This is a genomic window from Alteromonas sp. ABH4_452, from assembly GCF_056311825.1.
This window is the reverse complement of the sequence record NZ_CM149973.1, coordinates 1522193-1538022: the sequence shown is the minus strand read 5'-3', so window position 1 is coordinate 1538022 and position 15830 is coordinate 1522193. Positions and strand designations below refer to the sequence as shown.

At 44.3% G+C, this 15830-nt stretch carries 8 protein-coding genes; 5 read left to right on the top strand and 3 right to left on the bottom strand.

The window, feature by feature from the left end; translation table 11 throughout:
- Positions 1-38: 38 nt before the first annotated feature.
- Together prsK and ACYX4N_RS06575 are read right to left on the bottom strand one after the other, a co-directional pair.
- Positions 39-2084: an XrtA/PEP-CTERM system histidine kinase PrsK gene (gene prsK / locus ACYX4N_RS06580; RefSeq protein WP_474805334.1), complete on the bottom strand. Its 2046-nt coding sequence runs from the start codon at positions 2082-2084 to the stop codon at positions 39-41.
- 297 nt (positions 2085-2381) lie between these two features.
- Complete coding sequence (locus ACYX4N_RS06575; protein WP_476055998.1) at positions 2382-3506, bottom strand: beta-ketoacyl-ACP synthase III; 1125 nt, start codon at positions 3504-3506, stop codon at positions 2382-2384.
- A 625-nt stretch (positions 3507-4131) separates the two neighbouring features.
- Between ACYX4N_RS06575 and ACYX4N_RS06570 the strand changes: the two genes are divergently transcribed.
- From ACYX4N_RS06570 to ACYX4N_RS06555, 4 genes are all read left to right on the top strand, one after another.
- Positions 4132-5010, top strand: coding sequence for an NAD(P)-dependent oxidoreductase (locus ACYX4N_RS06570; protein ID WP_476055997.1), 879 nt, complete (start codon positions 4132-4134; stop codon positions 5008-5010).
- A gap of 51 nt (positions 5011-5061) precedes the next feature.
- On the top strand, positions 5062-6375 hold the full coding sequence (locus tag ACYX4N_RS06565) for an MFS transporter (protein ID WP_474854968.1): 1314 nt from the start codon (positions 5062-5064) through the stop codon (positions 6373-6375).
- A 380-nt stretch (positions 6376-6755) separates the two neighbouring features.
- Entirely contained in the window at positions 6756-9470 is a 2715-nt protein-coding gene (locus ACYX4N_RS06560) for a poly(beta-D-mannuronate) lyase (protein WP_476055996.1), read from the top strand.
- 84 nt (positions 9471-9554) lie between these two features.
- On the top strand, positions 9555-12581 hold the full coding sequence (locus ACYX4N_RS06555; protein ID WP_476055995.1) for a TonB-dependent receptor: 3027 nt from the start codon (positions 9555-9557) through the stop codon (positions 12579-12581).
- A 147-nt stretch (positions 12582-12728) separates the two neighbouring features.
- Here the strand turns inward: ACYX4N_RS06555 and ACYX4N_RS06550 are convergent, their stop codons facing one another.
- Positions 12729-14531, bottom strand: a complete 1803-nt coding sequence (locus tag ACYX4N_RS06550) for a choice-of-anchor I family protein (protein ID WP_476055994.1) — start codon at positions 14529-14531, stop codon at positions 12729-12731.
- A 407-nt stretch (positions 14532-14938) separates the two neighbouring features.
- On the opposite strand from ACYX4N_RS06550, the gene ACYX4N_RS06545 reads away from it, so the two are divergent.
- Positions 14939-15736, top strand: coding sequence for a M48 family metallopeptidase (locus ACYX4N_RS06545; RefSeq protein ID WP_476055993.1), 798 nt, complete (start codon positions 14939-14941; stop codon positions 15734-15736).
- Positions 15737-15830 lie beyond the last annotated feature (94 nt).

Genomic DNA, 15830 nt, shown 5'->3' with positions numbered 1-15830 from the left:
ATTTTTGTCGCGTACTGATCCACTTTCTAATTATTTGTCTATCCTATCGGAAAATGCAGCGTAAAACAGCTACCGCGTCCCGGTTCACTTTGGACCGTTAGTTTACCACCGATAGACTCGATATAGGTTTTCGCATCGTAAGCGCCTATTCCCATACCTGCATTCCCTTTTGTGGTATCAAAGGGTTTAAATAAACGTTCTTCAATAAAGCTTTTTTCCATCCCCACGCCAGTATCTTCTATCATGACAAGCTGGATATTGCTGTCGGAATTGGCAGTTATCACTACATCAACTTCACCGTCATCACCTGTTGCTTGTTGCGCGTTACTGATTAAATGGTAAAAGACATTGGCTACTTTTTCTTTATCAACCATAACAGCCGTTTCTTTAAGCACATGCACTTTCGGTATAGGGTTTAAACCTGAGCAACGACTACTTACCACATCCTTGGCAACTTCCGAGAGTAAAAGTTCAGCGTCAACCCCTTCCTGTACCGCCTTTTTGTCTGTGAGTTGCTTTAACATTTTCTCCATTCTAGCTTTAGTATGTTCTAAAGTTTCAAATGTATCGTCGATAAACTCGGGATTGTGCTTATGTTGTTGCGCGTTCGCCAAAATAAGGTCCACTTGCGCTAGTACATTTTTTAAATCGTGCAGTACGAATGCAGACATTCTGTTAAACGCAGCAAACTGTGCATTTTCAGCAACTACTTGTGCCGCCTCATGATGCTGCATATAGGTACCTACCTGCTCAGAGACCGCAGTAAGATAGTCTTTAACTTCCCAATTGAGACTAATTTTTTCTTTGTCTCCAGGGGCAAGTAAGGCAAATCCCCATAACCCTCCGTCTTTTAAGAAAGGTACAAAGAGCTGGTAGCCCCACTCTTTTAAAGCATTGCGGTCTAGTTTTAACCCTTCGTAATCAAAAGGCTTCACCAGATAAGCATCTGTATCAATAATCCAACCGTTTTTATCACTATATTGCGCTAACGTTTCTAACGTAGTGTAGGTGGCACTGCCTTTCGCTTCACTGGCTATATCTGTAATAGGCGATGCTTCGGCCACACGTTCATAACCATTTGCATTCACCCTATAGAGCAGGCCCGATTCATACTGAATAGCGTTCAGCATGCCCGTTAGCCCAGCGTGATAAACATCTGATGACGAATCCCCGGCCCTAGTTAGCCACTGGGTTAACTTCACCCATTCGACGCGATAGTCGAACTGATTAGCAAAGAAATGCTTCGTTATAAAAACTTTGATTTTTGTGCGAAAGGCATTCGATAAAAATACTGTGGCTAACAACGCGAATGACATCACCACTAGGATAATTTGTACGGTAGCGCCCCAGTTACCCCCGACATAGTTGATGGCATAGCCAACCACAGCCATGACAAATAGGTAACCACCCGCCACAAGCAATAATGAGCTATGTAAAACCACATCGCGGGATATAAATATATCTATCCCCCAGTGATGAATACGGCGAATTGATATTACGAGTAAAGGCATGAGCAAGAAGTAGATATAACCCCGTGCAGCGATATAACCAATTTCCACTTGGTTAACCATGGTCGCATTAGCGTAGGTTACAAATTCGAACAAATTTGTTGCGCCAAGATAGATAATAAGAGGTTTGAAGGCCCACTGCTCTCTTCCTGCTTGCCGATAAACAACCTCTAAAAGTACAAGAACTTCTAAAGAAAGTACGATTAAAACGAGAAAGCTCCACGCAGGGTTAATTGCCAATAAATAGGGTGCAAGAAGCGCGATAAGCGCTGGGGCGACAATAATCAGCGTAATGGGGCGTTTTAATACAGCAGCTATATTACTGAAGTTAGTTTGAATACAAGCAGACAAAAACAGAAGCCAAGCCAATTGCTTTACAACGTCAACGCTTAACAGCCAGCTAAGGGAAATGGGGCCGAACAGCGAGGTAATTAAACTTGTCGACCATAAAAAAGTGGCAGCGGTCGCAACGACAAGCAGGTGCTTGGCAACGCCTGGCTTTCTTACTGTTAGCAATAACAATAAAAGGGCTAGGTGCGCGAGACTATTTAGCCCGTAGCCTACATCTGAAATCATCCTTTTATCTCACCTTTATTATCATTATTAGGAGGCATAGATCTGCGTGCTAGCAGATCATTACATTGATAACACTCGATATATACCGACCATGTTAGATGCTGCAAAACTCCATCTCGTTTTTTGTATAACTCCTAAGTAGCAGCAAGAACCGCATTTAAGCTGTTAACCTAGTCCTATTGCCGCATTAGATAAAGCAACGAGTTGGTAAAACGGGCTCACAAAATAAATAGTTAACTTACGCCCTTTGTGATGCGCAGGCCGAGCCTGCGCTCTGAGATTTTACCGATTAAACCTTTATCGTTTTTGAATTACCAAGGAACCAATTGAATAGCCCGCGCCAAATGAGCAAAGCACACCGATATCGCCAGAGACTAAGTCTTCATGATTCAAACCAAAAGCAATGACAGAACCGGCAGAAGCAGTGTTTGCGTATTCATCGAGTACGATAGGCGCTTCTGTTCTGTCTGCATCGCGCCCTAATAAGCGCTTACAAATTAAGGTATTCATATTAATATTAGCTTGGTGCAGCCACCAACGCTTCACGCCTTCTGGTGTGATGTCATGGCTTGCTAGGTGCGCTTCAATATGAGCCGCAGCCATCGGGCAAACCTCTTTAAATACTTTGCGCCCAGCCTGGTGGAAAAGCTTGTCAGGACCGTAAGGATCGACATCTTCCGCACGGGTCATATAACCAAAATTCGAACGAATATTATTTGAATACTTTGTCAGTGCCTTAGTGCTAAGCACGTCATAGACGTGTTCACTTTTAGCCGTTTCAGCGAGTTCTAACACAGTCGCTGTTGCTACGTCACCAAAGATAAAGTGGCTGTCTCGGTCTGCGTAGTTAATTTGAGGAGACACTAACTCGGGGTTGATAACGAGTACGCGGGTAGCATTTCTAGCGCTTAGCATCTCATAAGCGCGATGCATGCCGAAAGTTGCTGCTGAGCAGGCGACTAACATATCAAAGCCAAAGCCCTCGATACTAAGTGCTTCTTGCACTTCAATAGCGATAGCGGGATAGGCGCGTTGTGTATAGGCACACGATACAATGACGGCATCAATTTCATCCGAACTCACGCTCGCTGAAGCCATAGCTAACTTAGCTGCTTCAACGGCAATTTCTGCCTGATGAGAAAGTTCATCATCTGCTCGCGGCGCAATTTTTGGCTTCATGCGAGTGATGTCTAGCGCGCCCTCTTTTTGATAAATATAGCGACTTTTAATTCCCGACGCCTTTTCAATAAACTCTGCACTTGAGTAAGGCACGGCGGCTAGTTCACCTGCTTCAATTTTAGTTTTGTTTTCAGCGTTAAACGCGTCGGCGTATGCGTTATAGCTTTCTACTAGTTCTTCATTGGTAATACTATCTTTTGGGTGCCAAACACCCACACCGCTAATCACTATTTGTTGAGACATAAGCATTCTCTATTATCTGTTAACACTTCTGGCTTTTAAAACGTCGCGTTACTTCGTGTCCTTCACGCTACGGTGCCAGTGCAATTAAGCCTAATCGTACCTTTTGTTAGCAATACGACTGCGTTTTATGAGCTATAGCTTACCTTAATCCGTGGTCACTGTAACTATGGTGAAAGCCACCGTTCCCACTCAAACACCTAAATCGCTGCTGAAATAGAATTGACTTGACCAATAAAACAGCATCCATTGAGCCACTCCAAAAAGAATTGTTTATTCAAAGAAACAAAATCAACTTCTTTCCCTTTCACATCCACAGCTTAAGTAAGCAAACAAAAACCTCAAAATATTAGAGAGTTAGAGATTTAAAACGAACGTAAATTAAAGTGACTAGCAAATAGACGCCCTCGCACCTCTACAATTTATTTACAAAATAATGACCTTCAACGCGATATTGGTTGACAAATTGGCAAGATAGAAATAGGGTTTAAACATTAAATTGGTAATAACAATAGTCTCTCGATTATTCAGTGCCGTCTTTTCGGCAATAATCTGTTTAAGACTAGGTGATACCAAAGGTGACGAGGTTGTATCTAACCTTCGAAATTTTACTTATGAGGAAAAGATAATGTCTAAACCATCAATTGGTTTCATCGGACTTGGTCTAATGGGCGGCAACATGGTTGAAAACCTTTTAAACAAAGGTTTTCCAACCACAGTTATGGACTTAAACCCTGATGCAGTGGCTAAGTGCACCGAACGCGGCGCAAAGGTTGCAAAAACAGGTAAGGAATTAGCTGAAACCGCGGATATCGTCATGCTTTGCTTAACGACATCGAATATTGTCGAATCAGTAATGTATGCTGAAGACGGCATTATGGCGGGGCTAAAAGAAGGTGCCGTGGTTATTGATTTTGGAACTTCTATTCCTTCTTCAACAAGAAAAATTGGCGCAGACTTAGCAGCCAAAGGCGTAGGTATGGTAGATGCACCACTAGGTCGAACTCCTGCACATGCGAAAGATGGCCTACTTAATATTATGGCGTCTGGCGACAAAGAAACGTTTGAAAAAGTGAAACCAGTTCTTGATGAACAAGGTGAAAATGTCTTTTACCTCGGTCAGCTTGGTGCAGGTCACACTACAAAACTGATTAATAACTTCATGGGTATGACCACCGTATGTGCAATGTCACAAGCTTTTGCTGTAGCAGAGCGCGCTGGCGTTGACCGCCAACAGCTTTTCGACATCATGTCTGCAGGTCCATCTAACTCGCCATTTATGCAATTCTGCAAAAACTATGCAGTGGATAATAATAGTGACTTAGGCTTTTCTATTGCTAATGCCAACAAGGATTTAGGCTATTTCTTGAAGATGGTAGAAGACTTAGGTACTGAGTCGAAAATTGCTGAAGGTTCATCAGCTAATTTACAAGCAGCCTTTGACGCCGGCTTGGGTAACGGCAACGTTCCTGAAATCTACGACTATTTTGTCAAATTAGATAAGTAGTAAACGAACGCTCTGGCGAAACTATACACAACCTAAAAGAGAAGTGATGCCGTGAAAATTCAAGGTCTACGTTGGTGGGTAATTACACTTATTGCTCTCGCAACAATTATAAATTACATCGATAGACAAGCTTTAAGCGTATTATGGCCTGCTATTGTAGAAGACTTGTTTCCAGATGAATCAGCGTTAGAAAGGAAACAGATTTACGCTAATATCTCCATCGTGTTTGTTTTCTCTTACGCGTTTGGTCAGGCGATTTTCGGTAAGATTTTCGACTGGATTGGAACGCGAATTGGCTTCGTTCTTTCTATCGGTGTTTGGTCACTCGCCACTATTGCTCATGCATTTGCGCAAGGCATGTTGAGCTTCAGTATCTTTAGATCGATTTTAGGTATTGCCGAAGCTGGTAACTGGCCTGGTGCAACCAAAGGTAACGCCGAATGGTTTCCTACGAAAGAGCGTGCGCTAGCCCAAGGCATCTTTAACTCTGGTGCGGCTATTGGTGGCATCATAGCCTTTCCAATTATTGGCTTTTTAACTCTGCATTTTAGCTGGCAGGCGGTATTTATTATCGTAGGTGCCATCGGTCTTTTATGGCTATTGCCTTGGGTTATTATAGTTAAAGCTCCACCAGCGATGCACGCTTGGATTACCGAGGAAGAAAAGCACTATATTCTTTCTGGTCAGCGCACCATGAGCGAAGATAAAGATGAAAATGGTAATGCCAAGGAAATGGAGGAATACAGCCCTTCAACAGGTGAACTGCTTTCTCGCAAAGAAAGCTGGGGCGTAATTATCGCTTCGGCGGCAATCGACCCTATTTGGTGGTTATTTGTATTCTGGATCCCTATCTACCTTAACGAAGTGTATGGCATGAACGTTACCGAGATAGGTATATACGGCTGGGTGCCCTATGTGGGCGCAATGCTTGGCGCATGGTTTGGCGGTTTGTTGGCGCAAAATCGTATAGCGGCTGGCTGGACGCCGAACAAGACAAGGAAGCTAGTTATCACCTTGGGTTGTCTAATAATGCTCCCTGCTCTTATCGCAATGTCAGACCCTGGCGCGCCAACGGTAGCGGTGCTTATTATGGCGGTTATCCTTTTCGGTTTCCAAACAGCAATAGGTAACGTTCAAACCCTTCCGAGCGATTTATTTGGTAAAAAAGCTGTGGGTACGCTATCTGGTTTTTCAGGTATGGCGGCGAAGCTGGGTGCGGTGGGCTTAACATCTTTGGTTCCATGGCTTACTGCAGATGGAAATTATACGCCAGCCTTCGTCATCGGAGCGTCGTTAGCTATCATTGCAATTGCAGCCATTTGGCTTCTTATCCCAAAAATAGAAATGCTTAAGCCTAAGAGTTAGTAAATTGGTGCGCTATCAGAATTATTAGGTGTCTGGTAGCGCATTTTTTACCCATAACGTAAACGCAATTAACAGGTGTCTATAACCTGCCCCTAACCTAAAACTCATTTGGATGTCACAGTGAAAAGTACTCTGACTTCGAGCCTAAAAAGTACTCTGACCCCAGACCTATCTGACCAATTCCGCTAATCCCTTTTATCAAGCTCATTTTAAACGTCTTAATTTTTAAGAAATTTAGTAAATTTGCTAGTAAATGTTAATAAATTGTGTTTTTATTAGCCTTATTACCAATTTGGTAAAAACAAATACACATATTGGTAACACCAAAACACAATAAAAACTTTACCACCCTATAATTAAACTTGGAGCACGATGCCATCATGAAGATTAAAGCATTTGCACTTTGCGCCATAGCCGCAGCCATTACGGGATGTGATGTAGATTCTGACAACAACCCTAATACCCTAGGTAGTATCACGCTATCTGGTACGCCAACTTCTGGCGAAACGCTAACTGCCTCAGTCAGCGACCCAGATGGTATTTCATCAGACGTAAACTACTTTTGGTACGCTGACAATCAACTTATTGCTGACGCAAGCGGTGCAAGTTTTACTCTTACTGACGATCAAATTGGTTCGGCTATTACGGTGCAAGGCTCTTATACTGACGATGGTGGTATTAACGAATCTCACGTGAGTGAACCAACAAGTGATGTAATGGCAATAGCGTTTGAGTCAAGTATTGCCATCTCTGGCGATGTTGTAGTAGGCGGTATGCTTACTGCCACAGTTTCAGATGAAAACGGTGTAGAACCAGAAAGCATTGTTTATACGTGGTATGCAGATGATGTTGCTATTGAGAATGAAGTTACATCTACAATCACGCTTACAGAAAATGAGTTTGGTAAGGTTATTACCGTATCAGCGGCTTTTACTGATAACCGCGGCTTCGATGAAGCCCCTATGTCTGAACCAACAGACCCTGTAGGTCGCGTAAATTCAGAAGGTGCAATCGTTATTGTAGGCACGCCTACTGTTGGCAACACCCTTTCTACAGAAATTAGCGATGAAGATGGCGCTACCGGTGAAGTGACATACCAATGGTATGGCGATGACGTTGCCATCTCAGGTGCTACTCAAAGCAGTTACGTCGTTGACGCAAGCCTTGTAGGCCAGGTCATTACGGTAGAAGCGTCTTATACTGATGATAATGGTTTTGAAGAAGTTATTACCTCAGAACCTACTATACCGGTTAATGAAGAGGCCGTGGACGAAGCTGGAACGATAGAAATAACTGGCACTGTGCCTTATTTGGTAGACGGTGTATTAACGGCAACACTGACAGACAATAATGGGTTTGACGAAGCAAGCGTTGAATACACATGGTTTGCTGATGGCGTAGCCATTGCTGATAGCAACAGCAGCACTTTCACACCCAGTGCTAACGCTGGCGCAATCATTTCTGTAGAAGCCTCTTACACCGATAATGACGGTTTTGAAGGTTCAGCATCAGATGCTGTTGATACCATTGTTTATACTACTGTAGTTAACGATAAAGCCGGTCTTGAAAGTGCACTTAATAGCGGCCTTGCCGACGGCGATGTCTTAGGTCTAAACACCAACGTTTATGCTGACCTAGCACCAATTTTATTAACCAGTGCTGTAACCATGACTGCAGTAGAAGGCGAAACGCCGGTCATATCTGGTGAAGCATGTATAAATGTTGCTAGTACTGTAGACGGTGCAGCAATAAAGGGCATGCGTTTTGAAAGCATTGATACGGCATTAGATTCTTACTGTGAAAGCGAAGCAGCCGCAGTTATTTATTCAGAAGGCGATAACTTCACTTTTGCTGAAAATACAATGGACGGCGACCAGACCACATTGAATGAAGAAACTCATCATTGGCTTGTTGTTAATGGTGAAGGCGCCATGATTGAGCGTAATACCTTCCGCAATAGAAACAACGCGGTTAAAGGCTCGGTAATCAAGCTCTCTTCTTCGGGCCTAAACCATACAATCCAGTACAATTTGTTTGAAAATGCGGTTAACCCGAACTTCAACCAATCAAGCCTGCTGCTTCTTAACGTTGGAAGCACTACGGGAGCAGATGCGGCAGAAGACGCTAACTTTGTTGTTCAGTACAACCGTATTGATAACTTCACTTCAGGCCGTCGCCTAATGCGAGTTCAAACGTCTGGCGCTACTATTCAAGGTAACACGATTATTGACCCGAAAGGCGGTATTTCGTTAGAAGACGGTGGGTTTAACACCGTTGCTGACAATATCATCATTAGAACCACTGATATTTCTGGTTCAGACGAACGCCCAAGTGGTGTATTGATGACACCGCTCGGTCATACGGTAACGAATAACTACATTGCAGGTATTCGTTCAGGCAATAAAGAAGCTGGCGGCTTAGTGTTCACGGCTAACCCATTTTCTCAAGCTGACGGCGGTGTACCTAACGCAGGTAACCAAGCAGTGCTAGACGGCAGCGGTGACCTAACGCTAACTGTTACCAAGAATACCGTTCTAAACTCACTTCAACCAATCGTGTTCAGCACAGAAATTGGCAGTAGAGCACCAGTGGGTGACTGTGACGAACTAACCGCAGATAACGCGCCAGTTCTTTATGGTCTTACCAAAAACTTCTTTGTAATCGACTTCGATGCGAATGCAATTGCAAATGGCTTTAACGAAGCAGATAAAGAAAGCACGCTTGGGCTAGCATTTGATTCTGAAGCGATTAGTAGTGACCACGCTTTTGAATACGACTGTGATCTAATTAACCACGAAGAATCACTACTTTCCAACAACTTCGGCTTTACCGATAGCTATGCATCGGGCGATGTTGAAGATGAGTCTTGGGTAGACATTCGCAACCTTAACGGCAACGGCGAATTTGATACCGACGGCGCTATCGACCAAAACCCCGCAGACAATGGCAAGGAAGTGCCAGAGTTTGTTACCGCTACCAACGGTCTAATTGAAACCGACCCGAACGGTGCACAAGCAGTCGCTGGAGCTAAAGGGCTTTACTACATTCAGTCTACTGATGTAGGTGCTGGCTCTACATGGACGGCAGATAATTAATACATAAAACACAAATACCCTACACATTAAGTCACTGCGCCCTTCGGGGCGTTAGTGCATCGATAACACAACGGAGAAATTGTAATGTCGTTGAAAAGAAGCACACCCTTTACCCTAAACCCAACTGCGCGTTGGGTAAGAGCCGCATTCATCGCTGGTGTAGCCAGCACTGCCGCTTTTTCAGTACAAGCGCAAGAAACGCAAGAGCAGACCGCGGCGGAGGACGTAGAAGTTATCGACGTTGTTGGCTCACGTCGTACTATACAAGACCAAATTTCAATCAAGCGCGAATCTACTACTGTTGTTGACGGCTTATCGGCCGAAGACATTGGTGATCTACCTGCGCTTTCTATTGGTGAAGCACTAGAATCAATTACGGGCGCAGCGTCACACCGTGAAAATGGTGGTGCTACAGAAATTACTATTCGTGGTCTAGGTCCGTTCTTAAGTGCGACGCACATTAACGGCCGTGAAGCGACTAATGGTAGCGGTGACCGTTCGGTTAACTTCTCACAGTTCCCAAGCGAACTGGTTAAGAAAATTGCTATCTATAAAACCCAAGACGCCTCTATGATTGAAGGTGGTGTGGCTGGTGTTATCGCCTTAGAAACTGTTGCACCTCTTGATTACGGCAAACAGCGTATTCAGGGTGAAGTTAAAGGCAACTATAACCCTGACGAAGGCAATGTAGATAACTCACTGCATAGTGACTTAGGCTATCGTGGAACGATAAGCTATGTTGACCAGTTTGAGTTCAATAACGGCTCTGCGTTAGGTATCTCTATCGGTGCCCAGCGCCAGGATATAACTCAACCTGAGGCCGAGTACAGAAGCTCTAGCCCAACGGGCTCTTCACTATGGGCGTGTTTGAACGATCCTACCAACACTAATGAAGGTTTTTTCCGCAGCAGCGCTGGCGACTGTGAAGACCAGGTTAGCGGTAGCTCAAACCAAGGCTACAACACAGAAATCGACCCAGAAACTGGTGAGGCAATCAGTGGAGGTTCACCTTATGCGTGGACAGGTAGTTCTCGTAGCTATCGTCAAAACGAAACATCTGATGAGCGAGATGCATTCTTCTTAGCACTACAGTTTCAGCCTAATGACGCCTGGGATATTAACACTGACTTCCAGTACTCGAATCGCTTGCAACAAGAAGCAAGACACGACTTAATCTTCCTACAAAAGCGTGCGATACCTGGTTTGACTGGCCCTACGTTGGTAACCAATGATGTGGGCGGCATTCTACACTGGGAAGGCCAAGATCGTATCGAAAGCTCTGGTGAACAGTTCTCGCGTGACGAGACTTACCACGGTTTTGGTATCAATGTTGAGCACTTCGCTACTGATGCATTAACGTTAAGTTTCGACCTTTCCTACTCAAAAACCGAGCGTGAAGAGCTACAAATTTCAAACCGTGCCCGCACCGAAGACAGACAATTCTTCTCGTGGGATATGGGTGATGATATTCCTCATTTCACGGTACAGAACTTTGACGTGACTGATATCACTAACTTCTACGATAGCTTACGTACCCGTGCAGACAGAGAAAATACGCGCGAAAACGAAGTTAAGTCGGCTAGAGTAGATTTTAGCTATATTCTTGACCACAACGTTTTTGTAAGCATCGAAGGTGGCTTACGTGCCTCTGAAATGACATTCGTTCAGCTAGGCGGTTCTCAAGGTAACGGTTCTAGAACTGAATGGACCTTCTCTCCTACTGAAGGCTCATCTGACGAAGAAGAGATCGCCCAAGCAATTGCACTTATGCAAGGCTGTCAAATTGACTTCCCAGAAAGTGACTTCTTATCTTCTGTTTCAGACGGTGACATTATTACTCACGTTGATGGAGACGGAAATACCGTAGATAGCGGCACTGGCTCTTCGTGGGCAACCTATGACAACAACTGCTTCGCCCGTGCCGTAGCTGCATCTAACGGCGATGATTTCGCTTACCCTGAGTTGGAATATGAGAACTCGGGAACAATAGATGTCACTGAGCGTACTTATGCCGGTTATTTGATGGCGAACTACGACACAGAAATGTGGGGTAAATTCATTCGCGGTAACTTTGGTGTTCGTGTTGTAAACACTGAAGTTACTTCAATTGGCTTCAGAAATTCATTTGAAGTTATTGAAGGTGAACTGGGTACACTGACACTTGTTGAAGATGACTCAGTAGTTGAGCGTATCGAAGGTGGTGGTAGCTACACTGAAGTGCTGCCTAGCGCTAACTTCGTAATGGATTATAGCGACGATATTTTGCTACGTGCTGGTATTTATCGCGGTATGTCTCGCGCAGACCCATCAGACCTAGGCTTTAGCCGTACGTTCCAAACTGATGATGAAGTGGCTCCTACGACTATTTCAGACTTAATTGTTGGCGTAAACGGTTCTGGTAACCCGAGTACTAAGCCACTTATGTCTTGGAACTACGACGTTGCCATTGAATGGTACCCGAATGAAGACTCAATTTTTGCTTTCGGTGTTTACTACAAGCAGTTTAACGGTGGCTTCCAACAGCAAACGGTGCTAGAAACGTTTGAAATTGAGGGCGATGATTATGACTTGCCTATTACTAACTCCGTAACAACAGACGAAAGCAGCAGCATCATTGGTATCGAAACGTCAATCGCTTATCGTTGGGATAGCGGTATTGGTGTTAAGTTTGGTTATAACTATGCTGACACAGATTACGAGTTTGAGGATAGTAATTACGGTGATACATTTATTACCGACCTTGACGGTAATACTACTCAGTTAACCCAAGGTATCATTCCTCCGGGCGCTGTACCTGGATTCTCTGAGCATGTGTTTAGCGGTCAGGTTTATTACCAGATTGGCGACCTAGATACAGCGCTTATCTACAAGTACAGAAGCGAGTATTTCCAACCTTACACCAGCAACGGGACGCGCTTGCGTTACGTAGACGAGGTAGGCGTGTGGGAAGCCCGTGCATCGTACAAGGTTAATGACCACGTACGTGTTAAGGTTGAAGCAATTAACCTATTCAGCGCACCTAAGTCTCAAGACTACTACGTTCAAGGTAACCTTGGCGAAGTTAACGACTATGGTCCTCGCTTGTTTGCAGGTGTAACGGTTAAGTACTAAGCACTTTTAATCGCAATAGATAATGCCTTAGCAAACGCAAGGCATTACGCGACTCTGAAAGGCCCGAGTTCAAGCTCGGGCTTTTTTATTAGATAATAAAAAACCCGCTTAATTAAGCGGGTTTTTGTTTAACTATTTAGTTTTAAATTACAGCTGGTTAATTTGCCATACCGATACTGTACCGCTAACTTCATTGCCTACAACAAGAAGAGGCACACCACTTGGGCTGTCGTCAGCGCTAACAAATACCAAACTTTCTGGCGCAAGGTCACCAATAACATCATCGCTGGTTAAACCTTCGGTAAGATTGCGGTTGATCACATACTCAGCAAATTGAACATCGTAAGGGTTCGTTACATCGTAAACAAAAATACCACCCATGCGCTCTGTACCGATAAATGCATAAGTACGGTCGCCAACTTGACCCACGGTCAATGCCTCTGGCTCTGGTCCTTTGTTCTCAGAACGTGAATCGCTAGCGTTTTCGTCGTCACCGTTATTGAACTGTGCGCCGTGAACTGAAGCGGTAATGCGTTCAAAATCGTCGCCAGAGTCATAAACCACTAAGCCGTTCTGATCCCAAATGGTAAATGAGCGCGCACCGTAAGCGTATGCTGCCTCGTACTCACCGTCTCCATCAGCATCACCCATAGCTGAAGTTACACGTAAATCATCAGCCTCACCTGTTGCTTGTAGCATGGCCAATTCAGAGTTTGCAGCAGCCGTTAGGTCTTCTACTTTCACTTCATCTGTGTAGGCAAGGCAACCATCATCTTCGTCGAAATCAACACCACCAGCGGCAGTACATGCAGCTTCATCAGCAGCTTCAAAGAAGTACTCACGGGCGTCACCTTCGTTCGCCGTCACGATGAAAGTTGCGTCTTTCCACGTAAAATTAGCGATAGTATCTGGCTGATATACACCATACAGGCCAGTATATTGGCCAAAGCTAACCGCATCATCTTCTTGGATATCTATGTTAAGGCCAGCCCAAGACTTAGTCCCTAAACCAACAACATCCACGGTTAACTCTTCTAAATCTAATATCGCCAGGCCATTGTTTTCCTGAAGGCTTACATAGGCAACATCGTTAGTCGCCGTAATATATTCAGGCTCTAGGTCTTTCGCTACAGTTGAGGTGATAGCTGTTCCATTAATTGTGCGTCCTGCTGGATTTGGGAACATCATTCCTTGTGCTATAAGCTCAGCTTCACTGCCGTTAAATGCGCTAAAGCCTACGGTAGTGCCTGTTTCTTCAGGCTCACCACTGGCAAGAATGTTGATAACCGTGATAGAACCTTCAGGATCAATAGTATAGTCATCAGACGGTTCGCCTTCGTTGGCTACTAACACTTTACCGCCATCAGGGGTGAAGGTGACCATATCAGGTAGTGCGCCTACCTCTACCGAGTCTAAAAACGCGGGAGCAGAGCTATCAAGTCCGTTGTAAAACAACACGTAACCATTGTCAGTTTTAACATCCGCAGGTACTGCAACGGCCATGAGGTCACCGCTTATTGCAATACTTGTTAAGCTGCCTAAGGCCACGCCGTTAATGTCTGCAGGTAATGCTATCGTAGTCGGTGTTAGCGTGGTCGTATTGATTGGATCTGACATTGTTGCAGTACTAACGCCTGAGGCATCAATAACTGCAATTGTATTTGTTTCGCCGTTAGTGGCGTAAATAGTGCTGGAATCAGAATGATATTGAACGATTTCAGCTGCCGTTTGATTGCCTAAGAAGGCACGACCAACGATATCCATTGCAATACCGATAGAAGCATCGGTGCCGTCGCTGCCATCAGTACCTGGATCACCCTGTTCGCCCTGTGGCCCTTGTGCCCCTGTTTCACCCTGAGCACCATCGTCACCATCAAGGCCGCATCCTGTGAGCGCAGCTGAAACTAAAAATGCAATTAATCCGTATTTAAACTTGTTACGCACTGCCATTTGATTTCCTTTTTAATTGTTTTTTGTCGTACGTTGCGAGGTCCGAGAAATCTGGGATTTCTGCTCTTAGTACACCAGAAAATTTATTCAACTTCTATGTATAAATTAAAATCAGTTTATGACACAAATATTAAGAAGGCAAAAGCGTGTCATTTTTCTATAAAAAGTACGCACCTAGCCTACTTTACGCCAATTGTAAGAGCATATTTCAACATCTTTTATTACTTGTTGAATTCAATAGAAACGCCCGTGAGCACAAAGCAGTCTCTTTAGCGCGAATGTCTAGTTTTATTTGTTCCCGCTATCTGATACTAATACGGTCAAACAGATGTATAAACTGAATGGAATATCATTTTTTGTGACAGCGTCACGAAAATGAGTGTATTCAGCAATCAAAAGGATTAACTATGAAATTGAAATTCACTGCATCAGCGGTTATTGCTGCTGCGCTCACATTAACTGCATGTGCAACATCTCCTACCGGCAGAAATCAAGTATTACTTTATTCAGAAGCTCAGCTAGCACAAATGGGCGATCAAGCTTTTTCAGGTATGAAAGAAGAGCTAAAAATATCGAGTAAAGCAGTACAAAATACCTATGTGGAATGCGTTGCAAACGCCATTACTGCCCAAGTTCCGGCAAGCGTTTTTAGTGGTCAATGGGAAGTAGTAGTGTTTGACGATGAACAGGTTAATGCTTTCGCGTTACCTGGCGGGAAAATAGGCGTATATACCGGGTTACTTAACGTAGCGGAAAATCAACATCAGCTAGCGGCTGTTATTGGTCACGAAGTAGGACACGTTATAGCAGAGCACGGTAACGAGCGTATGTCTCAGTCAACGTTAATTAATGTAGGTAGTCAGGCAGTAGGTCAAGTGTTGGCCGCTAACGAAGTCCCCCAATCAGGCCCTATCATGGCGGCAATAGGTTTAGGTGTTCAGGTAGGTGTCCAGCTTCCGTTTAGTAGAACACATGAGTCAGAAGCCGATGTAATCGGCCTTCAGCTGATGGCAAAGTCTGGGTTTGACCCAAGACAATCTGTGAACTTATGGCAAAACATGGATGCTGCTAGTGGTGGTGAGCGCCCAATGGAACTATTATCAACTCACCCTGCACCTCAAACAAGAATTGATAACCTACAGGCAAATATGCCCGCTGCCTATGCTGACTACCAGGCCACGGCGTATCGACCGAACTGTAAATAAAAGCACAGCCTTATAGGGTTATACTCTGTTTAGTGCCTAAATAAATCACTTATTTTTGAGGCAAAAAAAACGCTGCATCAAGCAGCGTTTTTCG

What these genes read in the sequence shown, in the direction of transcription:
- prsK (WP_474805334.1), bottom strand. Translation starts at nt 2,084, where the DNA reads ATGATTTCAGATGTAGGCTACGGGCTAAATAGTCTCGCGCACCTAGCC.
- ACYX4N_RS06575 (WP_476055998.1), bottom strand. Translation starts at nt 3,506, where the DNA reads ATGTCTCAACAAATAGTGATTAGCGGTGTGGGTGTTTGGCACCCAAAA.
- ACYX4N_RS06570 (WP_476055997.1), top strand. Translation starts at nt 4,132, where the DNA reads ATGTCTAAACCATCAATTGGTTTCATCGGACTTGGTCTAATGGGCGGC.
- ACYX4N_RS06560 (WP_476055996.1), top strand. Translation starts at nt 6,756, where the DNA reads ATGAAGATTAAAGCATTTGCACTTTGCGCCATAGCCGCAGCCATTACG.
- ACYX4N_RS06555 (WP_476055995.1), top strand. Translation starts at nt 9,555, where the DNA reads ATGTCGTTGAAAAGAAGCACACCCTTTACCCTAAACCCAACTGCGCGT.
- ACYX4N_RS06550 (WP_476055994.1), bottom strand. Translation starts at nt 14,531, where the DNA reads ATGGCAGTGCGTAACAAGTTTAAATACGGATTAATTGCATTTTTAGTT.
- ACYX4N_RS06545 (WP_476055993.1), top strand. Translation starts at nt 14,939, where the DNA reads ATGAAATTGAAATTCACTGCATCAGCGGTTATTGCTGCTGCGCTCACA.